Source organism: Phaeodactylibacter xiamenensis, from assembly GCF_965229835.1.
GTDB lineage: Bacteria > Bacteroidota > Bacteroidia > Chitinophagales > Saprospiraceae > Phaeodactylibacter > Phaeodactylibacter xiamenensis.
Genome location: NZ_OZ245931.1, coordinates 4,005,677 through 4,028,131, shown reverse-complemented (window position 1 = coordinate 4,028,131; position 22,455 = coordinate 4,005,677). Strand labels below are relative to the sequence as shown.

The window sequence follows — 22,455 nt, the reverse complement described above, 5'->3', positions numbered from 1 at the left end:
CTATTTACCCAAGTTGGAGAAACTGAAATATTCAAATGGATTGAAGATGAATGTCAAGGCGAAACAACGCATTGCTAAAGAAGTAATAATCGTATTCTTTTTAATACTTGCCACTCTGTTTTTCTTTGGAAGCATATCATTATACGACTGGGTTATACAGAATTCGATAAATAAAACCCAAAAGCAAATCGCAGAGAGTCGATTTTATATCGATAGTTTAAAAAGTTTGAACCTTGAAATAATTAGTAAGGATTCTCTTTCCGAGAATCCATTCGCTGAACAGAGTAGAAAAAAGCTGTACGAGCAGTTACTCAAAGATGAGCACCCTTCATTATTGATGTCTTTTGATGAGTTTGTTGTCAAATACTCTAGCTTCGACGAAGTGAAAAATCTATATGATTCTTTTTACAAAGAGAAGCTATATTCAAAGTCTTTTATAGAATTTCAAAACCAGTTTTTTAGCGACATTTCAATGGAGTCCCATGGGGAAAACATCCCAAATTATACAGATGGGGAACTGGAGAACTTTAAGAAAGAGTATTCAAGTGCTCTCTTAAAGCTTGACGAAGAGACAGAGCTTTTGCGAAAAAGAGAATCAAAGTCTTTATCATTTAATGAACGTATAGATACAACTGTCTTTGCTGTAATTGTCATGCTGATTTTTGTGTACCCTGTCAGGTTTGCTTATTACCTCATATCGTGGGCTTTTCGCATCGTAAGACAAAAACAGTAGCATAAGCATAACCTTTCCTAAACCTTTACGGCTCACGTAAAAAACAACTTCTAAGGTTTTTTTGAGCGGCTGATAGTCAAGATGGGATAGTAAGTGGTTTTATTTTGCTTGTTTGCTGCCAGAAAAGCACTTCGACGTAGATTCAGTTGTACACAAATCAAAATTGAACAAATGAAAAACTCGAACTCTTGGGCTATTGCTTTTTTTATTCTTTTGATAATCAATGTCGTAGGTCTGGTTTATCTCAGCAGCCGAAAGGCTTCAGCCGATATTAGACTATTGAAAGAAGAAAATCACAAACTGCGAATAGACTTTGTTGAAAACGCAGAGGAGCTTAAATATTTGCTCGATTTACTATTGGAGAGCTCTGATGAGCTTAAAGATTATATGCCAGAATATAAGGATATTTCGGATGAGGAATTCGAGGAAGCTCTGAGAAAAAAAGTGGTAAAACTTAATTTGAGAATTGAAGAAGTCGAAAGAAGGAGCCTTGGCTATGAATGACTACAGTTTTAGGTATACTAAAATCACCAAGCCAACTCACCGCCCTCTATACCATTCCATGCTCCAACGCTGCCTTGCCCATTCAGCCAGATGTACAGCGCAGGATCCCCCCATCCTCGTGAACATCAGACCTGGGTCTCCCAACATTCCAAAAAAAATTAAAGCTATCTTTAAGCAGCAATGGCGGGGTTTTCCGCCTTTTGCTGCTGTTGCACAATGGTGGGCGTTTTGCCCGCTGTCTTTTTAAAACTGTAATAAGAGTACGATCTGTCCCGGAGGCCCGGGCACGGGGCTGTTGGCCGGTGGTCAGCGGGCGGGCGCGTTGGCATTTGGCGGATGGAGGGGAAGGTCAGGTATAGATTCATAGCATTTGGTTTAACGAAAAATACAATGTGATGGAAAAGACGATTGAAATACTGATTTATGTACATATATTTTTCGGTGGGATCGGGCTGGCCGCGGGTATTGGGAGCGTCATAGCAAAAAAGGGGAGCACGCTGCACAAAAATATGGGCAAGTTTTTCTCTGTGGGCATGATAGCGAGCTCGCTTTTGTCCCTGCCGATTTCACGGATGCCCAATCACGAAAATTTGTTTTTGTTCCTGATCGGGTTGTTCACGATTTACATGGTGTTGTCCGGCAACAGGGCCCTGAAATACCGGACAAAAACAAAGGCGGAGATGATTGACCGGATCATTTCGGGAAGCATGTTTGTGTTTTCTTTCCTCATGGTGGCCTTAGGGAGTTATCATCTTGGCACAGACCTTTACCAGGGCATTTTATATCTGGTATTTGGCGGTTTTGGGCTATTTTTTACGATCATAGATTTCCGGTTTTACGGGAATCCGGGAAAGACGAGAAGTGCTTATTTAGTGTCCCACATCCGTAAGATGGTAGGCGCGTTCATTGCCTCCGTTACGGCTTTTCTGGTTGCAGGCTTAGGGCTTGTGCATTTGCTGTTTTGGATACTCCCTTCTGTCATAGGTACCGTTTACATCGTTTTTTGGAGAAGGAAGGTACAGGGTAAAACGGTGGCGGGCAGGGCCTGAAGGGGTATACTGACGATTAAGTGGTTTGCCACAGCAAACCTACTCAATGCTTGCCCGTGTCTCGCCGCCTTTAGGCTTTGACCACCTTAAAGGCAGGAGGGTCAGCATTTACGCTGGGAAGTGGCTTGCGCTTGTCCTGACAAGCTACGCTTCGTCAGTGACCGATGTCGCAAACCACTTCGTATTGCGTATAACAGCCCCCGGTGGCTAGCTTGGGCAACGGGACTGGCCGCCGGAGCATGCACGGCATACCTTAAAGCAAGCGCTTCCTGCCCAAATCTACCCTCCCCCCGCTATTTATGCACAAAGCGTCAGTGTGCTGCATATTACAGGGATGCTGCCCCTTTTGTGGGTGCTGCTTTCAGAAACCAATAAAAACAAAGCAATTCAAATAATTTGCGTTTAATCTGATTTGTTCTTATCTTACATGTATGATACGGCGCGACATACTCTGGAAAGGCATTATTGAAGATTTAGCAGAAGACTTTTTGCATTTCTTTTTCTCCAAATACATTGACCGGATAGACTTCAGCCGGGGGCTGGAGTTTTTGGATAAGGATTTGGAGCGAATTATGCCGGAAGCGGATACCAAACGGCGGCATGCGGATAAACTGTTCAAGGCTTGGCTAAAGGATGGGCAGGAACAATGGTTTTTGGTACATGTAGAAGTACAAGGGTATCCGGATGATCAGTTTGCTTATCGGATGTTTCAATATTATTATCGGATCCTTGACCGGTACAACAAGCCGGTCACGGCTGTCGTCATTTATACGGATACGAACCGGGCTTACCACGCCACCGCTTATCGGACTAATTTTTTAGGTACGGAACAAATTTATCGTTTTCAATCGTTTATACTGATAGACCACACGGCTGAGGAGCTACGAGCCTCCGGTAACCCCTTTGGCTTTGCCCTCGAGGCGGCCCGCAACGCACTGGATCCAGGCAGCAAAGATGACCAGCAGCTGTTGGTCAGCAAGTTGGATATGATGCGGCATCTGCTGTCGTGCGGGTTAAGCAAAGCAAAAATCCGGCGGCTGTATAATTTTATCAACACTTACGTATCCTTTCAAAATCTGGAGAATAAGCTTAAATTTGAAGAGGAAGTGCGTAAAATCACGAAATCGAGAGAACCTATGGGAATCGAAGAAGCTATCCTAAAGGAAGTGCGTGAGCAGAGCCTTGAGCAAGGCATCGAGCAAGGCATTGATCAGGGTATTGAGCAGAACCAGCGGACCGTAACGGTACGTTCGTACAAAAAAGGCATGCCTGTAACCGATATTGCCGATATCACTGGATTAACCGTTGAGGAAGTGGAGCAAATAATAGCCGCTTACGAAGCTGAAAAACAGGCTTAATGACCAAAAGAAAAATCCATCTCCCTGAAGCGCTTCAATTACTGGCAAACAACCGGCTGGACAGCAGCTACTCCATCGAATTTTCGGACTCCGACCGGGTGGAGGCAACGGATGCGATCAAGCTTGGGGCGATCGGAGTAGATGTTCCGGAGGCTTGTATACGCTTAACAAAGTGGTCACCGACATTTATCGTCGGTGACCACTTTTCAGCGTTTATGCCGACATCAAGTTGGTTTGTTTAGACAAACCACTTTATCGTCGGTATATTTACTACGATGACGCCAATATTGCCGATGATGAAGATTTTGACGGGGAGTGGGTGTCTATTGAGTCGGATATGGCGCATTACAAAAGCCATCTTCATATTCAACTAAGTGTGGACAAGGAAGTTGAACAATGGCTCGCCTCCTCAGATATCGACTTGGATGCGCTCGTGAGTGAATTGCTGACCGGGTTTTATCGTTCCTCTAAAGCCGTGAGCAAATAGACCTTTTCAAGGCTGCACTCCGTTGGTAACATTGGCTCCGATAGCTGGTATGGACGATGGGGAAGGCAGCCGGAGCAGGAACGGCAGGCCTAAACCCCACACCCCCGCCACCTACGCACAAGCATCAATATCCGGTTCCAGGATAATGACAAGCAGGAGCGTGAGAATTCGTATATTCCTGACGTCAAAGCCATTGCGAAAAAAGAGCGCAAGCTTGTAAAATGTCTAAGACTGTGTTGGGAATTCGCTTTTGGAGCGAATGTAGTCAAATTTTATTCTGAACAAGTCTTTGATCCCGACATTCATCGTCGGGGGCGCGATGAGGGAGCCTAGCCTGAGCTAAGCGACTGAAGAGCAACGAAGTACAGGATGAAATTTGGCAAATGCAGCCCAAAGGGTGAAATCCCAACACAGTCTAAAATGGAGCCCTGTGGATGTCATTAGATTAAGAAAAGCCTCCGATAAAGACAAAGCCGTTGCCGTTGGCTTTTACAACAGCATTGAGCAGGAGGAGGAAGTCAGCCTATACCGCGAAGAAAAGATTGCCAAAGCGATATTGGAGGAGACCTGCTATATCATTTTGGCCGGCCACCGAGCCATAGGGTTTGTGATTTTTGATTACCGCTTTTTTGATCAGGGGTGGATAGAGCTGATGATCCTGGACGAAGCCTGCAGGGGGAAAGGTATTGGCGGGAAAGTATTTGATCTCTTGGGGGAGCAATGCCGGGCGGAGAAGTTGTTCACCTCTACCAATCGGTCCAATACCCGAATGCAGAAAGCACTTGCCAAAGCCGGTTTCTCTTTTGCCGGTCAGCTGACTGGGCTGGATGAGGGGGACCCGGAGCTTTTTTACTACCGGCTTAGACTACTAGACAAAAGGGTTTTAATGGATGGAAGGGATTGATTTTGCGGGCTTGCGTTCCCCCCATCAGGGGGCTAGGGGGCGCGCGGAGGCAGGAAAAATCAATCCCGCCTCAGAAATGTCCAGTAGTTTACTACCGGCTAATAAGGGAAGAGAACCAATCAACGGAGCAATCATGACGGTAAGGGCACTACGGCAAGCAGAATCGGGCTTCTTAGCGGACATGCTTTATGAGGCGATTTTTATTCCGGAAGGGCACGACTTGCTGCCCAAAGCAGTCATTCAGGACCCATCCCTGTCTATTGCTTCAGAATACCTTAAATTAGGCGTGGAATACTTGTCGTTGAGTGTCGATAAGGCCAACCCTGCGGTGAATTTGTACAAACGGCTGGGGTATGCGGCTGCCGGAGAGACGGCAACTTCACTGACGATGAGGAAAAGGTTGAAACAGGACGCAAAATAAATACCGATGCGAATAATATCAAAAATATTTAGGTGGGCTCTGAAGTCCATGGGGTTACTGTTGGCAATGGTCATTTTGGCGGGCCTTGTTTTCCGCCTGTTTGCACCTGTACCCCAGCCCCCCGGCGAGCTTATTGATGTCGGTGGTTTCAGTTTGCACATCAATGCCACCGGAGCACAAAACGACAAGCCAACGCTGCTTATTGAATCCGGGGCAGGAGCGCCCAGTGAATACTATTATTGGTTGGGTGAAATGCTGAAGGACAGCATGCGGGTTGTCCGCTATGACCGGGCGGGGATAGGATACAGCGATTTGAGCGATGCGCCCAGGGACCCGGAAACCATTGCTGGAGAATTGCACACCCTTCTGGAAAAGGCGGGGGAGTCACCGCCCTATATTTTGGCGGGCCACTCGTATGGCGGGCATTACATTCGTGTCTTCACAGCGCTTTATCCAGACGAAGTAGCGGGTCTGGTATTCATAGATGCCCCTCATCCTAATTCAAGCGAAAGGTTGAATATGCCGCCTGAGCCAAAATTCCTAAAGGCGCTATATAAAGTGGGAGCAGTTACCGGTGACCTGGGTGTCCTGGGGCTGGGCGATAGAATTCTGGGGCCGATACTTAGAGCGCCCGGACTACCAGAAGAAGTAACGAACCGCTATTTTGATTACACGCTAAATGGAAAATACCTGTGGGGCTATCTTGAGGAAGAAAAATGGTACCCGGAGTTAGTGGAAAGGTCTGGCGGGATAAATGACTTTGGTTCCAGGCCGATAAGAGTATTTGCCGGAACCAACCTGAACGAGAAAGCCCTCTTAAAAATGGGTTTGAACCCGGAAGAGATTAGGACAGAAAGAAGAAAAATGCAGGAAGAGATAGCGGGACTTTCAACAAATGGGCAGGCGTTTTTTCTGGAAGGAGGCCACATTACCATATTCAGCCTGAAAGAAAATGCAGCCATCATTTGCAAGGAAATCCTAAAGCTTTTAGTGGAACTGTAAATCGGTGCACGACACACAACACAGGCAGAAAGCGCCCTAGAGTAAGCTCTGTACAGGTGGTGAATACGAATGTTCCTGAGTCGCAGCACATTAATCAAACACCAATGAAAAGCATTTCTAAAGTCATCATCATCTGTTGTCTTGCACTCCAAACTGCCGGTGCCCAGGATTTCGGTGATTTTCCCAGGATTGAGAAAGAGAAGCTATTAGGTGACCTGGAAATACTGTATCAGGGGCTGGACAAATTCCACTCCGGCATGTATTGGTACACGCCCAAAGACAGCGTGGACAGGGCTTTTGCAGACGTCAGAAGGAAAATCACGAAGGATTTAAACGTGCTTGAGTTTCACAAGCTGATCGCGCCGTTGGTGGCCCTTTCCCGGGAAGACCATACGGATATCTTTCGCCCTGCGATCGTGAAGGAAAAAGTAAACAGCGAAGTAAGGTTGCTGCCCTTAAGCGTGGTCTTCCTGGGTAAACAACTCTACTGCGTTAAGAACGGCTCCGACTTTAAAGCCTTTGCGCTCGAAGGCCAACCCATCGAATCCATCAACGGGGAAACGCCGGAGCATATAGTGGGCAACATTGGGAATCTCTTTGCTTCCGATGGGTTTATCAAAGCCGTCAAGTATAGTGATTTGGAAGGGTTGAGCTTTTCGGTCTACCACTTCTACTACTACGGGCAGGTGGATCAGTTTGAAATTAAGTTCAAGGGCATAAACGAACCCATAACCCTTCAACCGCTGACCATAAAGGCGATTACCAGGCACCTGAACGACAGGTATGGCAAGCCCAAAAACACGGAGGAGGAGGTGTTGGAATACAAAATACTCAATGACTCGGTAGCCTATCTGGGCATTCATACTTTTGGCAATGGTGAAATAAGAGCGCATTCAAAAGAAAAGAAGCTGAGTGTTTTCCTGAGGAACAGTTTTAAATCCATACGGGAAAATGATATTCAAACCCTCATCGTGGATGTCAGCCAAAACACCGGCGGGTCGGAGGGCAATGAAGGGTTGCTGTATTCCTACTTCGGCGACAACTATCAGAAATACAAAAAAGTGAGGGTAAAGGCCCAAAAGGCGGTATTGGATAATGGAACGGACAAGCCCATTACCCTAAAGGCATTCGGCTTTTTTGAACGGCTGCTGACCAACCGGAAAATGGAGGATGGCTCTTTGGAAAGAAGAGCGGCACCCGGCAAAGGGCTGATGGCCTATAAGAAGGAGCCGGATTACAAATTCAGGGGCAAAACCTACGTCCTGATCAGCCCGGTGACCTATTCCGGGGGCAGCGAATTCAGCAATATGATGTACAGTCAGGGGTTAGCCACTTTTGTCGGGCAGGAAACCGGAGGGGGCTACTACGGGAATACAAGCGGTTACGGCCGGGCATTGGTATTGCCGCATTCAGGGATTAAGGTGTCTGTCCCGGCTTTGCAGTTTGTGATGAATGTGAAGCCCAAGCTCCCCTTTGGCAGAGGGGTGATACCTCACTATGAAGTCATCCCTACTTTTGAAGAATATATAAATGGAGAAAATGCTTATCTTAAGCATGTTTTAGAGCGATTGGAAAACTAAGCATTACTGGTTTGCAGGGTAGGGGTTCATGAGGGTAAGAGCCCGTTAGCCAATGCAGTTGAATGGAAATTAAAAAATGCAATTCATGGAATCTAAGCAAATAGGTAAAACGGAAACTATGGTGGTGGCTGCCATTATTTTTGCAATTGCTGTGGGGAGTAACTTTTCAGAGAAATGGCTAGTTGAGGCAGGTGGTCAGTTTGAAATTTTTGGAAACTTAGGCATTATATTGGTAATTGGTCTGCTTTGGAGATGGCAGTACATGGGGAGAATAGTTTCCATATTATCCTCATTGGCCATTTTAGCCATACTAATGAGCATGGTAATGACCCAGTCCATTTCAATACCCTTTCTGATTTTGCTTACAGGGCTGTCCATTGCTTTTTACCTGACCACCTTCTCTCGTGCTGTTAGTGACTATCTGAATAAGGCAGGGGAATAAAGGAGAACCACCTTTTGCAATGCATTGAATTGCTGGTTGCTGCTCCCCGGTTCCTTAGGCTCCATTACATTCCAATTGCAACACCATGACAACCATATACACCACATTCCGAAAAACAAGCCTTTTGGCCGCTATCTTGTTGTGGACAATGGCCTCTTCCTGCAACGGGCAGGCAGAGACCTGGTCGAAAACAGGGCACGCTGGATCTCCGGTCACTGACCCAATTTCCTTTAAAGACCCCCTCTTCTTTATTGACGGGCAATTGTGTCAGCACCTCCGTGAAATCTATCAGGACAAATCGGGTGATCTTTGGTTCGGTACGAATGTATACGGGCTGATGCGCTACGATGGGGGCACGCTGGAGTACATCACAAAGCAAGAAGGCTTCAGCGGGGGCAGGGTGACCGGGATTGCAGAGGATAGCGAAGGGAATCTATGGGTAGCTACCGGTTTTGGGCTTAACAAATACGACGGGCAATCCTTCACGGTATTCAAAGAAGAAGACGGGCTGCTGAATAGCGAAATATGGTCGATGTATATCGGCTCCGGAGGGGTGATTTGGATCGGGCAGAGTGAAGGGCTTAGCCGTTTTGATGGCACGCAATTTGAAAATATTGCTATCCCAAAGCCTGAAGTCAAAGCGCCGAATACGGTCTACTCTGCCAATCGGATAACAGATATAGCTGAAGATCAAGCCGGAAATCTATGGTTAGGCACGGATGGCTACGGCATTATCAGGTACGATGGCCGAACCTTTACCTCGTTCACCACGGCAGACGGGCTTTGCGACAATACCATTTACGATTTGATGGTTGACCGCAAAGGAAATTTGTGGATTGGCACCTTTTGGGGCGGCGTCTCCAAATACGATGGGCAAACCTTTACGAATTATACCCGGGATGGCCTCATCAATGGCGTTGAAGCCGGCGACTTCTATGAGGATACTAATGGTGATATTTGGTTTGGGGTGGAAAACAACGGGGTGTACCGGTACGATGGGAAGGCTTTTCAGCATTATAAGCAGGAAGACCTGTCCGGGGCTTCGGTTCTGAGTATTCACAGAGACCGGGAAGACCGCTTGTGGTTGGGCGGATGGGGCGGCTTGTTCCGCTATGACAAGGGAATCTTTGCCCATGTGACAAAAGACGGGCCATGGGAATAAAGGCATCTATACTCGGAACGGAGAGGTTTGGGCGTTCACCCGACGCACGAGTATGCCGGTACGCACAGGTATGCCGACACGAAGTCATGTTTGGTCCCAAACTACTTCGTCGTCGGTATAATGACAAACTTGCTTCGAAGAGGGGCTTCAGTATCTCTTGATTTTCAGGGGTAAATTGCTGGTGTGAACGGGGAAGTGTGGCCTGAGCTTCAAGGCAGGTGGCGACTTTGGAGTCGCGGCCTGACAGGCAGGGCATCGTTTAAAGCATATTCCGTATATTCAGGCAGTGCTGCCCACCGTTTATGCAGGGGGCACTATTGAGCAGTTTATCAGCTCCTTAATTACTCAGACTCAACCACAGATCAAAAACGGTCATTTTGACCCCGGAAAACGCAAACCTGACAATATCAGACATGAACGAAAAAGACCTGCAAAAACAGCTCGATCAGCAAATGAAGGCGCAGAACAACCGGGCAATCGCCGATTTTGAAGGGTATTCCCCTCTGGAAATGCGCCAAATCATGTATGACACCTTCGGGGCGGAAAGCCCGCTGCAACTTAAAAAGGCAACGGAGGCAGACTACCGGAAAGTGCCCCTCCTCAATCAGGTGAAGTACCTGTGCGGGCTGATTGAGCAAAGCGGGGAGCTTAAACTTACTGCAAAGGGTTTTCTGCCGACCAAAATAGTGGCGGACATCTATCAGCAGGGGTTTATGAAAGAGATGCAGTTTGAAAAGGGCATCTCTAAGCTGTACAAAGAGACGGATTCCCTGACCATCAACCTGACCCGCTTGCTGATTGAAATAGCAGGCCTGGTAAAAAAGCGGCAGGGGAAATTAAGCCTGACTAAAAAAGGGACGCAAATCCTGGCCGATGACCAAGAGCTGCTCCGCCTGCTGTTGCTGACCTTCGCCACCAAATTCAACTGGGCGTACTATGATGGGTACGGTGAGAATCAGATCGGGCAGCTGGGGTACGGGTTTTCCCTGATCCTGCTGTCGAAGTACGGAGCGGAAAAACGATTGGAATCGTTTTATGCCGAGCGGTATTTTAGGGCTTTCCCGCAGCTGTTGCAATCCATTCAACCGACCTCCTATCGTACCCCGATGGAGTATGCAACCGGGTGTTACGCCGTCCGGACCTTTGAGCGTTTTCTGGATTATTTCGGTTGGATAGAAATCGAACACCGGGGCATGGGGTTTGACCGAAAAACCTATATCAGCAAGACCGATTTGTTTGACTGCTTCATTCAGTGTTTACCGCATGGCACCGGGCTGTAGTGTTGGCAGAATGAGGCGGTTGCTTAGAGCATGTTTGGAGCGGTTTTGTCATGAAAATCAAGGATTTATGGCTCTGGCGAAGTCACTAAATTTGAGTTTAGCGGGCTAAATGAAAATTTAGTCTTAATTCAGGTTTCTGAATTCACTTGGGCTAAAACCGGTTTTTGACTTGAATAAGTTACTGAAGTGCTGAGGATATTCAAACCCCAGAGTATACCCAATTTCACTGATGGAGTGATTAGAGCTTAAGAGCATATTTTTCGCTTTCTCAATGACAAAAAGGTGTATGTGTTCCTGGGCAGTCTTTCCGGTTTCTTTCTTCAAAAGATCGCTCAGATAGTTGGAAGAGAAGCTTAACGCTTTTGCCAGGTACTGTACACTCGGTATGCCTGAGTCATGTAGTTGATCTGTTTGATAATAAGCTTTTAAAAGCCGCTCAAATTTTGAGACGATGTCGGTGTTGAGGTTCGTTCGGGTATAAAACTGACGGTCGTAGAACCGGGTACAATAATCCAGCAAGAGTTCGATGTTGGATATAATCAGGTTCTGACTGTGCTTATCCAAATTTTGGCTGTATTCCTTCACTATTTTATCCAGCAGGCCCTCTATCGTATCTAGTTCTTCCTCTGACAGGTGAAGGGCTTCATTGACATCGTAATTGAAAAATGAATACCCATCTATTTTAGCGGATAGGGGTGATTTCCTGATTAAATCCGGGTGAAAAGCCAATATCCAACCTCTGGGGTCATCTTCTGATTCCGGCATGTCGCCATCGGACACCGTAACCTGGCCTGGTGCAGTGAAAACCAAGGTTCCTTCTTCATAATCGTAGGAGTTTTTGCCGTATAACAAATTGCCACACCCAGGTTGCTTCAGCGTAACCTGATAAAGATTGTTGATGACTTTCACGCCTTTAAAATCGAATTGGGCGTTAAAGTCTTTGGTTAGCACTACCGTAACCAAAGGATGCTTTGGCGAGGGCAGCCCCATAGCCTGATGCGCCTGAGCAATTGAATTTATTTCATAGTAATCCATGCGGCCACTTTTTTTTACGGTTCAAACATACGAGCATATTTGTAGTGCGGGATTTACATCCCCATCATCTGTTTTTGCATAGCGAAGAATTCCTCATCAGACATCTTGTCTCTTGCCCCCAGCAATTGCTCGCAATCTGCACCCGCTCTGTAGCGTAGTTGGTCCGAACCATCGGTTGCCGCTTCAAAAATAACTTCAGCAATCTGTTCAGGCTGCGTCATCGTTTCAGGATTCATAGCTTGTGCCATGGCAGCCATAAAAGTATTTACGAATGCATTGTATTCGCTGAGCTCCTGATTGTGCTGCATATCCAGGGACCGGCCTCCAAAATCGGTGGCAACGCCTCCCGGCTCAATTATCTTCACTTTTACGCCAATTTGTGCCATTTCCCATCGCAGGGATTCAGAGAAACCCTCCACAGCCCACTTGGTGGAATGATACAAAGGCATTAACGGATACGTCATTCTTCCGCCAACTGAAGAAATGTTGATAAACATTCCGTTTTTGTTTGCTCTAAAATGCGGCAATGCTTGTTGCGTTACATCGAATAGCCCCTGCACGTTCACACCAAACTGTCGAATGATGCTTTCACGGCTCGCAGATTCGAAGGTGCCCATGAGCCCGTACCCGGCATTATTGAGCACCACATCAATATTGCCGAATTGCTCAATGCCTTCCTTAATGGCACTTTTTATGGTGTCTAATTCCAGTACATCAAGTTGGGTAACAAGTGTATGGTCGAGTGCATTAAGTTCAGTTTCTTTTTCGGGTGAACGCATGGTGGCGATCACATTCCACCCTTTTGCCTGGAATAACCTGGCAGTAGCTCTTCCGATTCCAGAGCTTGCTCCGGTAATTAAAATGGTCTTATTCATGCTTGTTTAATTTAAAAGTGATTCCAGGTAATTTTTGACCGAGAGGAAAGAAATGGACTCAAGAATTAATAGCCCTAAAAGGTAGATGGCTACACTGAAGGATACGCCTTTCCAAAAGGGCGGATGAATGAAAAACATCAAGGCCAGGATTAAAAGTATAAGGGTAACCGATAGCCCAAAAATGATTTTTGGTACGTTGCTGTGGACTTCGTGCATTCTTTCAACTTCTTGATTTTTGAATTCAACCTCATCTGCCTGATAGACCTCTGTTTTCGTTTTCGACAGTTTATTCTGATTCAGTGTAAAACCCACTCCGCTGGCAATAAGGAGCATACTTATTACAAAAAAGCCATTTCTTAAGCCCTGGGTAATCGGATTGAGCTGGCTAAAATGTAGAAGAACTGCTGCTACGAGAAGTAGTACGCCAAAAATAATAAACTGTATTCCCGTTGCTTTCTGGGCAGCGATGTAAGTTTCAAACTGCTTTAGGACTTCCATTTATATGGTATTAAAGGGTTATTAACGAACCTGCAATTCTTTAAAAAGGGCGGCAACCGTTATCTTCCCCAGCTCATCACAAGCCTTGGGGCTATCTCCAGAAATGAGCTTCCTGTCAACGTGAGTGGCTCCCGTTATTTTATCGTTGATTACTTCAATGCCCTCTTTTTCTAAAGCTTCACACTGAAACCAGGTCAACTGTCCGGGCAGATAGCCCAGTGAAGGTGACTGCTTATCGAATTTATCCGGGAAAGCCACCATTTTATACCCTCTGTAAGGATTGGGGGCATTGCTTTGGTCTTTTGCTATCATAGCAGCAGGGCCATGACAAACGGCAACAAGGTACCGGTCAGAGGTTTCTATCCAGCGGAGCAGTTTGCCAACATTTTCATCGTCCGGTAGCCCGACCATAGAGCCGTGCCCACCCGGAAGAAAAAGAGCGATGTAATCCGAATCCCCTTTTAAGGCATTGCCTGCAACGAGCGCTTTTAGGGAGAGAGGGGTGTCGAATTTGGTTTGATGTTCTTCCCGGAATGACAGTACTGCCTTATCTTTTATGGGTACCGACCACTCTTCAAGGATCGCCGGTTTACCGGTTGAAGTGGCTACATCAAAACTAAACCCTCCATTGACGAGATGCATCAATGGAACCATAGTTTCCTGCACATTATTTCCTGTGGAAAAGAGCTTTCCATTGGCCATTTCAAAGTAACGCTCTTCGGTGCACAGCACTAAAACCTTCTTGTTCCCTTGATACTTCCTGCCCCCAAAATCGGTCGCTTTGTAACCGCTTACTTTGTCTACACCAAACTTTCTTCCCATTGGGGAGGGGATATAGCCGGGGCCATTTTTTTCTTTGGTGGGTGCTATTCCGAGTACTTTCCTGATCATTGCGTTTTGTTTTTAACTTTTGTTCCACAAATATCAGTTGAGCAAAGTGAGGGCATTAAATGATTTCCCGGAAAGGCTAAATGAAATTACGGAAAGCAGTGCAGCAGGTATCTTTCAAGTTAGGCCAAGACGTCAGCCCCAATAGTCACCAAGGTCACCATTGAGGCCGGAGCCGTCATATAACGTTAGGAAAAGTACAGAAAAGCTCCTCCGTTAGTCGTTCTTGAACCCAAACATCCCATTGTCATTCGCCAAACCCTCGGTGGGGATGGGCTGAATGACATCCCAGTGCTCTACCGCTTTTCCATTCTCAAAGCGCAGCAGATCGTAAAAGACGTTGGTGGTACCGTTCCATTGCCCTTCACTCACCGTAAGAACGAAGTTGCCCTCGCCCAGCACTTTGTGGATTTTGGTGTACCGGAACATATTGTTCTGAGCAGTGAGGTATTCAACGGCTTCCACGATACCGGCCAATCCGTCCTTTATACCAGGATTGTGTTGGTCGTATTGTTCCGCACTGATGTAGTCGGTAATTTTATTCGGGTTTTTGCCCATCAGAATGTCTTCCACCATAGCCCTTGCCAGCGCCTTGTTCGCTTCGGTTTGATCTAAGTCCGTTGCCACAGTGGGGCCATCCGTCTGCGTCCTTCCACTTGCTGTTTCTGTCACTAATGGGGTCATGGCATCCCAGTGTTCGGCTACCTTGCCCTGCTCATCCAGCCGGATGATATCAAAGGAGACCATCTCGTCTGCCCCAAAGGGCTTGGCATTCCGCCAGATGTTGTGCATGAACACGTACTGGCCGTCCTGGAACATCCGGATGTTTTCAGCCGTGGTGCCGTTTTCCTGCAGGACCGGCAGCATTTGGATGAAAGGCTCGAGCCCGGTCGGGATGAATGGGTTGTGCTGAATATAATCGGCATTGGCCAGTTCCCGCATCGTCGCCGGGTCATTTTGTAAAACGGCGCCAAGGAAAGTGCCTACTGTTGCTTTGGTACTCATGGTTGAAGGTTTTGCATTAGCGTGATCAGATGAAGCAGCCGCGGGGGACTGCGCTGTTGAAGGGCTGCAGCAGGCCAAAATGCCCGACAGCAGTAGAAGAGGTATTGCTTTTTTCATTGCTTGAAGTTTATTACTTTTGTTATGCAAGCAAAATTACACTTTAACTTTCAAATTGCAAGTAAAAACAAAATAACTTTTAATTTGCAAGCAATATTTAACAGGAGCTTAACATATGCCACAGGATTTCAGATGCGACTGCCCGTTTACTTCCGCCCTCGACATCTTAGGGGATAAGTGGATGCTGGTGATCGTAAAGCAGATGCTGGTCGAAGGCAAGGAGACCTTCAAGGACTTTACGGAAAGTGAGGAGGCCATTGCGACCAACATTCTTTCCACTAAACTCAAGCTATTGGAGGAGGTAGGGATCATCATCAAGACCAAACGGCCGGGCAACAAAAAGACCAACCTCTATCTTTTAACGGATATGGGGCTCGCCCTGACGCCCATACTCGTGGAATTGGCCTCTTGGAGCGACAGCCACCTCAGGGGCCTGAACCCGTCTATCGTGGATGGGGAAGCTATGGAGTTGATGCGCAGGGATAAAGCTGCATTCGCGAGTGCGTTGGAACAGAACTACCGGGCAAAGCTGGCTTCAATGGTTTATGAGTAACAATTGAAACAAAATTATTCAAATAATTTGCGTTTTATCCAGTTTGTTCTTATCTTACCTGCATGATACGGCGCGATATACTCTGGAAAGGTATTATTGAAGATTTAGCAGAAGACTTTTTGCATTTCTTTTTCTCCAAATACATTGACCGGATAGACTTTAGCAAGGGGCTGGAGTTTTTGGATAAGGATTTGGAGCGAATTATGCCGGAAGCGGATACCAAACGGCGGCATGCGGATAAACTGTTCAAGGCTTGGCTAAAGGACGGGCAGGAACAATGGTTTTTGGTACATGTGGAAGTACAAGGCTATCCGGATGACCAGTTTGGTTATCGGATGTTTCAATATTATTATCGGATCCTTGACCGGTACAACAAGCCGGTCACGGCTGTCGTCATTTATACGGATACGAACCGGGCTTACCACGCCACCGCTTATCGGACTAATTTTTTAGGTACGGAACAAATTTATCGTTTTCAATCGTTTATACTGATAGACCACACGGCTGAGGAGCTACGGGCCTCCGGTAACCCCTTTGGCTTTGCCCTCGAGGCGGCTCGCAATGCACTGGATATAGGCAGCAAAGATGACCAGCAGCTGTTGGTCAGCAAGTTGGATATGATGCGGCATCTGCTGTCGTGCGGGCTAAGCAAAGCAAAAATCCGGCGGCTGTATAATTTTATCAACACTTACGTATCCTTTCAAAATCTGGAGAATAAGCTTAAATTTGAAGAGGAAGTGCGTAAAATTACCAAATCGAGAGAACCTATGGGAATCGAAGAAGCTATCCTAAAGGAAGTGCGTGAGCAGAGCCTGGAGCAGGGCATCGAGCAAGGCATTGATCAGAACCAGCGGACCGTAACGATACGTTCGTACAAAAAAGGCATGCCTGTAACCGATATTGCCGATATCACTGGATTAACCGTCGAAGAGGTGGAGCAAATAATAGCTGCCTACAAAGCGGAGCAACAGGCCTGATGGACCCAGGAAGAACCCCTCCGGGATAAACTATTTCAACGCAGAAGAAAATGAAGGATATCGACTTGTCCCCACTAACTGATGAGATTCCAGCTTTAGCGTTTAATATGTTCAGGGATTGGAACAAGAAGGCGCTGCCCAATGAGAAAATTCATATTAAAAACGAACTGCTTTTGGTAGAAGACTTGAAGGCTGCCTTTCGAAGTGCAATTGTTGCTATCAGAAAGAAAGAATTAGAACGCACCCCTCCTGGCTGGGATGTAGGTTTTATTATTGGCTTCATAAGTGGCAGCATGGGTGTGAAATGGTATAATGAGTACATCGCCAGAAATAGTGAGCAGTACAAAATACTTTCTGCGGTGAAAGCCCTTAGCTCGTATTTTGAAATAAAAAAGATCGAGTTGCTCAAAGTCGACCAGTTGTATGAGCACTATTTAAAAGCGGATTCCAATCTGATCATTGAAAACATTGAGATTGATAAACAGCTATTCCCCGATGATGAAGGTCGATACAATGACCTGATCGAGGAGACCTCTGCTAATGGAATTGTTGACACCATACTCAACAATATTGCGCTGGAACAAATCGCTCAGATACTGAAAGATGGAAAGAATACGCCAAACGTGCCTGTTGATGCCTACCTCTCAAATGAACTGATCGAAGCGGTCTTGAGGTTGAATGTTTACAATCAGGGTGGATGATTCAATATGCCACCCAATTACAGGAAAGCGAACTGCTGACATGCTTTTTTGAAGCAATAAGCGGGCAAGCGCTACCCCAATCCCACCCTGTTTCACCATCAGGTCTCTGCGCTAAATCAATCATTATAACGTCTCAGAAGAATATACAAGGTTGGATAAGCCTATGGATGGATAGCTCAGAAAACCAAATTTGGCTATTTTGCAGTTCTGATCCACCAAAATTGTCAATCCAATCTTGTTCTAATGAAACATTGCTCCATACTCACTTTCCTGTTCCTATTCGTTATTGCTGCCCCGCAGGGCTTTGCGCAAAAGAAGCCAACCGGTGGACAGGGCATCGACTCCAAACTGTTTGACCAGCTGAAATTCCGCAGCATCGGCCCGGCCTTTATGTCCGGCCGCATTGCCGACCTGGCTATTGACCCGACCAACGAGAACGTATGGTACGTCGCAGTAGGCTCGGGAGGCGTTTGGAAAACCACCAATGCCGGCACCACCTTTACCCCCATTTTTGACGATCAGCCGGTCTACTCCATTGGCTGCGTAACCCTTGACCCTAACAATCCCTACACGGTGTGGGTGGGGACGGGTGAAAATGTAGGCGGGCGGCACGCCGGATTCGGAGACGGCATCTACCGGAGCCTCGACGGGGGCGCTTCCTGGGAAAATATGGGGCTGAAGAACTCCGAGCACATCTCCAAAATCATTGTGCACCCTGACGATTCGGATGTCATCATGGTCGCTTCACAGGGCCCGCTGTGGAGCCCGGGCGGCGACCGGGGCTTTTTTAAATCCACGGATGGTGGAAAGACGTGGAAGAAAACCCTCGGCGACGATCAGTATACCGGCGTGACCGATATGGTCTACGATCCACGTGACCCCGACCGGGTGTACGCCGTGACCTGGGAGCACCACCGCACAGTAGCCGCATGGATGGGCGGTGGAGAAAAGTCCCGCCTGTACGTCTCTGATGATGCCGGCGATACCTGGCGGCAGCTGGAGACGGGTTTGCCGAAAGGCAAATGGGGAAAGACCGGGCTGGCTATCTCTCCCCAAAACCCCGATGTGCTGTACGCTGCTATAGAACTCAACCGCACCAAGGGCGGCGTATGGCGGTCCGACAACCGTGGTGGCAGCTGGACGAAGATGTCGGATGCTGTAGCCGGTGCCACCGGGCCGCACTACTATCAGGAGATCTTTGCTTCGCCTCACAAATTTGACCGGCTTTACCTGATGAACAGCCGCCTGATGAAGTCGGAAGATGGCGGCAAAACGTTCACCAATATGGACGAAACGGCCAAGCATGGGGACAACCACGCCGTAGCCTTCAAAGCATCTGACCCCAACTACCTGCTGGTGGGTACGGACGGCGGCGTTTACGAAAGTTTTGACCTGGGCGCTTCCTGGCGCTACATGGAAAACCTACCGCTAACGCAGTTCTACAAAGTCGCAGTCGATGATGCCGAGCCCTTCTACAATGTCTACGGAGGCACACAGGACAACAGCACGGAAGGCGGGCCCTCCCGCACCGACAACCACCACGGCATCCGCAATGCCGACTGGAAGGTGGTCCTGAACTGGGATGGCCATCAGCCGGCAACGGAGCCCGGCAACCCGGATATCATGTACGGGCAGCGGCAGCAGGGTACGCTTTCCCGCATCGACCTGAAATCGGGCGAGGTCATTGACATCATGCCGCAGCCCGGGGCGGGCGAAGACTACGAGCGCTACAACTGGGATGCGCCCATTCTGGTGTCTCCGCATGTACCGACTACGATTTACCACGCTTCCCACCGGCTTTGGAAATCCACCGACCGTGGCGACTCCTGGACCGCCCTTTCCGGCGACCTGACCAGAGATGAGGAGCGGCTGGCGCTGCCCATTATGGGAGCAGTGCAGAGCTGGGATTCTCCCTGGGATGTAGGTGCGATGTCTAATTTCAACACCATCACCTCTATCGCGGTCTCGCCGAAGAACGCATCGGTCATTTGCATCGGCACCGATGATGGCCTGATACAGATTACCTCCGATGAAGGTGCGAACTGGAAAAAGATCGAAGTCAGCGCCCTTGGCATACCGGAGCGCTGCTATGTCAATGACATCAAAGCAGACCTGTTTGACGAAAGTACCTTTTACGTAGCCCTGGACAACCACAAGGAGGGCGACTACAAGCCCTACCTGTTCAAAACGACGGACAAAGGCGCGACCTGGACGGCCATGTCCAATGGGCTGGGCGAGAAAAACCTGGTCTGGCGCATTGTGCAGGACCATGTGGAGAAAGACCTAATGTTCCTGGGCACAGAGTTTGGCGTCTATTTCACCGTAGACGGAGGCGCCCACTGGACGGAGATGAACGGGGGGATTCCCACCATCTCCTTCCGCGACCTTGCCATACAGCGGCGGGAAAATGATTTGGTGGCGGCTTCCTTCGGCAGAGGCTTCTACATCCTGGATGATTACACCGCCCTCAGAAGCGTAAACAAGGAGCAGCTACAGGAACCGGCCAGCCTGTTTGAGCCCCGGAAAGCCTGGTGGTACATGGAGAAATCTGTGCTTGATTTTGACGATGTAAGAGGCTCACAGGGCTCCCAGCTATTCGTGGCGCCCAATCCTGATTTCGGGGCAGTGCTGACCTACTACCTGAAGGAAGAAGTGAAGAGCCTGGAGCAGGTACGCAAAGCGTTGGAAGATTCGTTGGCTACGAATCTTGTCTTCCCCGGCTGGGCGGCGCTCGAAGCAGAAACCCGGGAAATGAAGCCCTATGTTTATCTGGAGATTCAGGATACGGAGGGCCGGGTCGTCAACCGTGTAAAAGCGGAGAATAAGCCCGGCTTCAACCGTGTAGCCTGGAACTTACGGGTAGGCGGCTCCGGAACGCTGATGCTCGATGGCAAAGAACAGCCTCTGACGGCTATGCTGGCTGCGCCCGGCGATTATACGGCAACTCTTCACGCCTTCGAGCAAGGAAAGAGCATCCGCCTGGCGGGCCCGGTAGACGTGAAGGTGGAACGCCTGGGCGAACCCGCGCTGCAGGGTAAGCCGATGGAAGAGGTGGTCGCCTTCTGGCGAAAATACGAACAGCTGACCCGGGATGTGAATACCCTGTCTGTGCAGTTGTCCAACGCCCGCAAAGCGAGTTCCAGGTTATTCCAGGCGGCATCAAGTTCTGCGGTCGGTGGTGAAGTCCTGGAGCGCATCGCTACTCTGCAGGCAGGCCTCGATGCCCTCGACACACAGCTCAATGGCAATCCCGCTAAAAATGAGATTGGCGAAAAAGGGAAGCCGACGATCGGCAGCCGGCTTTTTGCGCTGAACCGGGGCATTTCCACCTCTACCTACGGCCCGACGCCCACCCACCTGGAAACGGTCGGGATTATCACATCTGAGTGGCAATCCATGAACGATAAGCTGATGCGGCTCAAAGGGGAGGCTAAGGAAATCGGAGCGCTGATTGTTAAGTCCGGAGGCCCCTGGGTGGAAGGGTTGGATTAAAATGCTGCTTTTCCCGGTTTAGGGTTCCGGAGTTGGCGTGCTGAGGGCCACCTCCGGAATTGGCGTTGCCATTATTATTGCCACCCTTATTGCAAAAAGGAATAAAATCTAATAAAGCTATAAAACTAAAACATCATCATGAGAAAAGGACTTACCTTTTGTCTTATGCTCTTCTGTTGCCTATGCATGGAAGCACAGCCTCAATGGTTTACCATGGGACAAACGATTAACAATGGGCGGATTGAGGATATCTGCTTTACAGACCGTGAAACAGGCTGGGCAGTAAGTGCTGGTGGACAAATCTTTTACACCAACGACGGAGCTGTCACCTGGGAGCTGCAATATGGGAATACCTATTACTTAAGAAGTGTAGGTTTTGCAGACAGCCAACTCGGGTTTGCAGGAACACTGGACAATGTTTTTCTGAAAACGGAAAACGGTGGAGCAGATTGGATAGATATTACGGCTCAGTTGCCCATCGTGCCAAGCGGTATTTGCGGTATGCAATGGCTGGATGATCAGCACTTCTTCGCAGTGGGGGCCTGGTTTGAACCAGCCTTTCTCATTCGTTCAGACGATAGGGGCGAAAGTTGGGAGGCACTTGACCTCAGTATGTATGCAAATGCCTTGGTTGATGTACATTTCATCTCGTCAGACACAGGTTTTGTTTGTGGGAAAGGTACAAATGGTGGTATCATTCTTTGCACTACTAATGGAGGAGAGGATTGGGAAGAATTGTACAGCACGGGAAATCCCGGTGATTTTGTATGGAAACTCCAATTTATTGATGAACAACATGTCGTTGCTTCAGTCCAGACCTTTGGTTTCGAAAGTTCGTTACCGTATTCCAATGATGGTGGGCTCACCTGGATAGAAAAACCTGTACCTGATGGAAATGCTCAGGGCGTTGGCTTTGTCACCCCGGCAAAAGGATGGATCGGGGGATATAATCCGGGCTTTCTGGCAACAGAAAATGCGGGGGACGATTGGGAATATGTCCCTTTTGGAGGTAACTACAATCGGTTTCAGGTATTTGACTCTACATTCGCCTACGCCGCTGGTCATCAGGTGTATAAATACGTAGATACTGCTATGGTCGTTGCCCAAACGTCCCGGGAAACCGCTGAACGCCGGTTTGATCCCTTATTAGCGGTAACGCCCAATCCGGCTTTTCAGCAAGCTTCCATTTCTTTTCAACTCCCGAAGGTTAATAATGTAGACCTAAACTTATATGACAGCAAAGGGGCACTGGTTCAGCGTGTCTTTAACGGAAGGTTACCTGCTGGCACACATCGTTTTCCCATTGAAACCACTCACGGGAACGGATATTTTCTGGTTGGCCTTCAATTGAATGAAGGGCTGTTTTCTGTCCCGATAGTGGTGCGATAAGAA

At 48.0% G+C, this 22,455-nt stretch carries 24 protein-coding genes; 18 read left to right on the top strand and 6 right to left on the bottom strand.

Features of this window, described 5'->3' with window-relative positions; genetic code table 11:
* Positions 1-46: 46 nt before the first annotated feature.
* The gene (locus ACO08I_RS15275) at positions 47-733 is read left to right on the top strand and encodes a hypothetical protein (protein WP_421946379.1); all 687 of its coding nucleotides are present in this window, start codon (positions 47-49) and stop codon (positions 731-733) included.
* 171 nt (positions 734-904) lie between these two features.
* Complete coding sequence (locus ACO08I_RS15270; protein WP_421946378.1) at positions 905-1,237, top strand: hypothetical protein; 333 nt, start codon at positions 905-907, stop codon at positions 1,235-1,237.
* A 170-nt stretch (positions 1,238-1,407) separates the two neighbouring features.
* Here ACO08I_RS15270 and ACO08I_RS15265 read toward each other — a convergent pair whose 3' ends face one another.
* A complete protein-coding gene (locus tag ACO08I_RS15265; RefSeq protein WP_421946377.1) occupies positions 1,408-1,602 on the bottom strand; it encodes a hypothetical protein in 195 nt (64 codons plus the stop codon).
* Between the two features lie 30 nt (positions 1,603-1,632).
* On the opposite strand from ACO08I_RS15265, the gene ACO08I_RS15260 reads away from it, so the two are divergent.
* From ACO08I_RS15260 to ACO08I_RS15210, 11 genes are all read left to right on the top strand, one after another.
* Positions 1,633-2,286 (top strand): hypothetical protein, encoded by a 654-nt coding sequence (locus tag ACO08I_RS15260; protein ID WP_421946376.1) that lies wholly within the window; start codon positions 1,633-1,635, stop codon positions 2,284-2,286.
* A 431-nt stretch (positions 2,287-2,717) separates the two neighbouring features.
* A complete protein-coding gene (locus ACO08I_RS15255) occupies positions 2,718-3,644 on the top strand; it encodes an Rpn family recombination-promoting nuclease/putative transposase (protein WP_421946375.1) in 927 nt (308 codons plus the stop codon).
* Positions 3,644-3,886, top strand: coding sequence for a hypothetical protein (locus tag ACO08I_RS15250; protein WP_421946374.1), 243 nt, complete (start codon positions 3,644-3,646; stop codon positions 3,884-3,886). The genes ACO08I_RS15255 and ACO08I_RS15250 overlap by 1 nt, the downstream gene beginning before the upstream one ends.
* Entirely contained in the window at positions 3,874-4,131 is a 258-nt protein-coding gene (locus ACO08I_RS15245; protein WP_421946373.1) for a hypothetical protein, read from the top strand. The genes ACO08I_RS15250 and ACO08I_RS15245 overlap by 13 nt, the downstream gene beginning before the upstream one ends.
* A 430-nt stretch (positions 4,132-4,561) precedes the next feature.
* Entirely contained in the window at positions 4,562-5,035 is a 474-nt protein-coding gene (locus ACO08I_RS15240) for a GNAT family N-acetyltransferase (RefSeq protein WP_421946372.1), read from the top strand.
* Between the two features lie 76 nt (positions 5,036-5,111).
* On the top strand, positions 5,112-5,456 hold the full coding sequence (locus ACO08I_RS15235; RefSeq protein ID WP_421946371.1) for a hypothetical protein: 345 nt from the start codon (positions 5,112-5,114) through the stop codon (positions 5,454-5,456).
* Positions 5,457-5,462: 6 nt separating this feature from the next.
* Positions 5,463-6,458 carry an alpha/beta fold hydrolase gene (locus ACO08I_RS15230; RefSeq protein WP_421946370.1) on the top strand — a complete coding sequence of 332 codons (996 nt, stop codon included), beginning with the start codon at positions 5,463-5,465 and terminating at the stop codon, positions 6,456-6,458.
* Between the two features lie 104 nt (positions 6,459-6,562).
* Entirely contained in the window at positions 6,563-8,038 is a 1,476-nt protein-coding gene (locus ACO08I_RS15225) for a S41 family peptidase (protein WP_421946369.1), read from the top strand.
* An 85-nt stretch (positions 8,039-8,123) separates the two neighbouring features.
* The gene (locus ACO08I_RS15220; protein ID WP_421946368.1) at positions 8,124-8,480 is read left to right on the top strand and encodes a hypothetical protein; all 357 of its coding nucleotides are present in this window, start codon (positions 8,124-8,126) and stop codon (positions 8,478-8,480) included.
* 85 nt (positions 8,481-8,565) lie between these two features.
* Positions 8,566-9,642 (top strand): ligand-binding sensor domain-containing protein, encoded by a 1,077-nt coding sequence (locus ACO08I_RS15215; RefSeq protein WP_421946367.1) that lies wholly within the window; start codon positions 8,566-8,568, stop codon positions 9,640-9,642.
* A gap of 413 nt (positions 9,643-10,055) precedes the next feature.
* A complete protein-coding gene (locus ACO08I_RS15210) occupies positions 10,056-10,922 on the top strand; it encodes a hypothetical protein (protein WP_044217845.1) in 867 nt (288 codons plus the stop codon).
* 123 nt (positions 10,923-11,045) lie between these two features.
* Here the strand turns inward: ACO08I_RS15210 and ACO08I_RS15205 are convergent, their stop codons facing one another.
* The 5 genes from ACO08I_RS15205 to ACO08I_RS15185 form a co-directional block, all read right to left on the bottom strand.
* A complete protein-coding gene (locus ACO08I_RS15205; protein ID WP_350178105.1) occupies positions 11,046-11,957 on the bottom strand; it encodes a helix-turn-helix transcriptional regulator in 912 nt (303 codons plus the stop codon).
* Between the two features lie 53 nt (positions 11,958-12,010).
* Positions 12,011-12,832, bottom strand: coding sequence for an SDR family oxidoreductase (locus ACO08I_RS15200; protein WP_421946366.1), 822 nt, complete (start codon positions 12,830-12,832; stop codon positions 12,011-12,013).
* A 6-nt stretch (positions 12,833-12,838) separates the two neighbouring features.
* On the bottom strand, positions 12,839-13,330 hold the full coding sequence (locus ACO08I_RS15195) for a hypothetical protein (protein ID WP_421946365.1): 492 nt from the start codon (positions 13,328-13,330) through the stop codon (positions 12,839-12,841).
* 21 nt (positions 13,331-13,351) lie between these two features.
* Positions 13,352-14,221, bottom strand: a complete 870-nt coding sequence (locus ACO08I_RS15190) for a DJ-1/PfpI family protein (RefSeq protein ID WP_421946364.1) — start codon at positions 14,219-14,221, stop codon at positions 13,352-13,354.
* A 213-nt stretch (positions 14,222-14,434) separates the two neighbouring features.
* Positions 14,435-15,223, bottom strand: coding sequence for a hypothetical protein (locus tag ACO08I_RS15185; RefSeq protein WP_421946363.1), 789 nt, complete (start codon positions 15,221-15,223; stop codon positions 14,435-14,437).
* Positions 15,224-15,455: 232 nt separating this feature from the next.
* On the opposite strand from ACO08I_RS15185, the gene ACO08I_RS15180 reads away from it, so the two are divergent.
* The 5 genes from ACO08I_RS15180 to ACO08I_RS15160 all read left to right on the top strand — a co-directional run bounded on the left by ACO08I_RS15180 (position 15,456) and on the right by ACO08I_RS15160 (position 22,452).
* Positions 15,456-15,893 (top strand): winged helix-turn-helix transcriptional regulator, encoded by a 438-nt coding sequence (locus ACO08I_RS15180; RefSeq protein WP_421946362.1) that lies wholly within the window; start codon positions 15,456-15,458, stop codon positions 15,891-15,893.
* A gap of 62 nt (positions 15,894-15,955) precedes the next feature.
* Positions 15,956-16,870: an Rpn family recombination-promoting nuclease/putative transposase gene (locus tag ACO08I_RS15175; protein WP_421946361.1), complete on the top strand. Its 915-nt coding sequence runs from the start codon at positions 15,956-15,958 to the stop codon at positions 16,868-16,870.
* A gap of 50 nt (positions 16,871-16,920) precedes the next feature.
* On the top strand, positions 16,921-17,571 hold the full coding sequence (locus ACO08I_RS15170; RefSeq protein ID WP_421946360.1) for a hypothetical protein: 651 nt from the start codon (positions 16,921-16,923) through the stop codon (positions 17,569-17,571).
* Between the two features lie 243 nt (positions 17,572-17,814).
* A complete protein-coding gene (locus tag ACO08I_RS15165; protein ID WP_421946359.1) occupies positions 17,815-21,063 on the top strand; it encodes a VPS10 domain-containing protein in 3,249 nt (1,082 codons plus the stop codon).
* A 138-nt stretch (positions 21,064-21,201) separates the two neighbouring features.
* Positions 21,202-22,452, top strand: a complete 1,251-nt coding sequence (locus tag ACO08I_RS15160; RefSeq protein WP_421946358.1) for a YCF48-related protein — start codon at positions 21,202-21,204, stop codon at positions 22,450-22,452.
* Positions 22,453-22,455: the final 3 nt, after the last annotated feature.

Bases quoted from the DNA above. Each gene is read 5' to 3' on its own strand.
- ACO08I_RS15275 (WP_421946379.1), top strand. From the start codon at position 47: ATGAATGTCAAGGCGAAACAACGCATTGCTAAAGAAGTAATAATCGTA.
- ACO08I_RS15270 (WP_421946378.1), top strand. From the start codon at position 905: ATGAAAAACTCGAACTCTTGGGCTATTGCTTTTTTTATTCTTTTGATA.
- ACO08I_RS15265 (WP_421946377.1), bottom strand. From the start codon at position 1,602: ATGAATCTATACCTGACCTTCCCCTCCATCCGCCAAATGCCAACGCGC.
- ACO08I_RS15260 (WP_421946376.1), top strand. From the start codon at position 1,633: ATGGAAAAGACGATTGAAATACTGATTTATGTACATATATTTTTCGGT.
- ACO08I_RS15255 (WP_421946375.1), top strand. From the start codon at position 2,718: ATGATACGGCGCGACATACTCTGGAAAGGCATTATTGAAGATTTAGCA.
- ACO08I_RS15250 (WP_421946374.1), top strand. From the start codon at position 3,644: ATGACCAAAAGAAAAATCCATCTCCCTGAAGCGCTTCAATTACTGGCA.
- ACO08I_RS15235 (WP_421946371.1), top strand. From the start codon at position 5,112: ATGTCCAGTAGTTTACTACCGGCTAATAAGGGAAGAGAACCAATCAAC.
- ACO08I_RS15230 (WP_421946370.1), top strand. From the start codon at position 5,463: ATGCGAATAATATCAAAAATATTTAGGTGGGCTCTGAAGTCCATGGGG.
- ACO08I_RS15225 (WP_421946369.1), top strand. From the start codon at position 6,563: ATGAAAAGCATTTCTAAAGTCATCATCATCTGTTGTCTTGCACTCCAA.
- ACO08I_RS15220 (WP_421946368.1), top strand. From the start codon at position 8,124: ATGGAATCTAAGCAAATAGGTAAAACGGAAACTATGGTGGTGGCTGCC.
- ACO08I_RS15215 (WP_421946367.1), top strand. From the start codon at position 8,566: ATGACAACCATATACACCACATTCCGAAAAACAAGCCTTTTGGCCGCT.
- ACO08I_RS15210 (WP_044217845.1), top strand. From the start codon at position 10,056: ATGAACGAAAAAGACCTGCAAAAACAGCTCGATCAGCAAATGAAGGCG.
- ACO08I_RS15205 (WP_350178105.1), bottom strand. From the start codon at position 11,957: ATGGATTACTATGAAATAAATTCAATTGCTCAGGCGCATCAGGCTATG.
- ACO08I_RS15200 (WP_421946366.1), bottom strand. From the start codon at position 12,832: ATGAATAAGACCATTTTAATTACCGGAGCAAGCTCTGGAATCGGAAGA.
- ACO08I_RS15195 (WP_421946365.1), bottom strand. From the start codon at position 13,330: ATGGAAGTCCTAAAGCAGTTTGAAACTTACATCGCTGCCCAGAAAGCA.
- ACO08I_RS15190 (WP_421946364.1), bottom strand. From the start codon at position 14,221: ATGATCAGGAAAGTACTCGGAATAGCACCCACCAAAGAAAAAAATGGC.
- ACO08I_RS15185 (WP_421946363.1), bottom strand. From the start codon at position 15,223: ATGAGTACCAAAGCAACAGTAGGCACTTTCCTTGGCGCCGTTTTACAA.
- ACO08I_RS15180 (WP_421946362.1), top strand. From the start codon at position 15,456: ATGCCACAGGATTTCAGATGCGACTGCCCGTTTACTTCCGCCCTCGAC.
- ACO08I_RS15175 (WP_421946361.1), top strand. From the start codon at position 15,956: ATGATACGGCGCGATATACTCTGGAAAGGTATTATTGAAGATTTAGCA.
- ACO08I_RS15170 (WP_421946360.1), top strand. From the start codon at position 16,921: ATGAAGGATATCGACTTGTCCCCACTAACTGATGAGATTCCAGCTTTA.
- ACO08I_RS15165 (WP_421946359.1), top strand. From the start codon at position 17,815: ATGAAACATTGCTCCATACTCACTTTCCTGTTCCTATTCGTTATTGCT.
- ACO08I_RS15160 (WP_421946358.1), top strand. From the start codon at position 21,202: ATGAGAAAAGGACTTACCTTTTGTCTTATGCTCTTCTGTTGCCTATGC.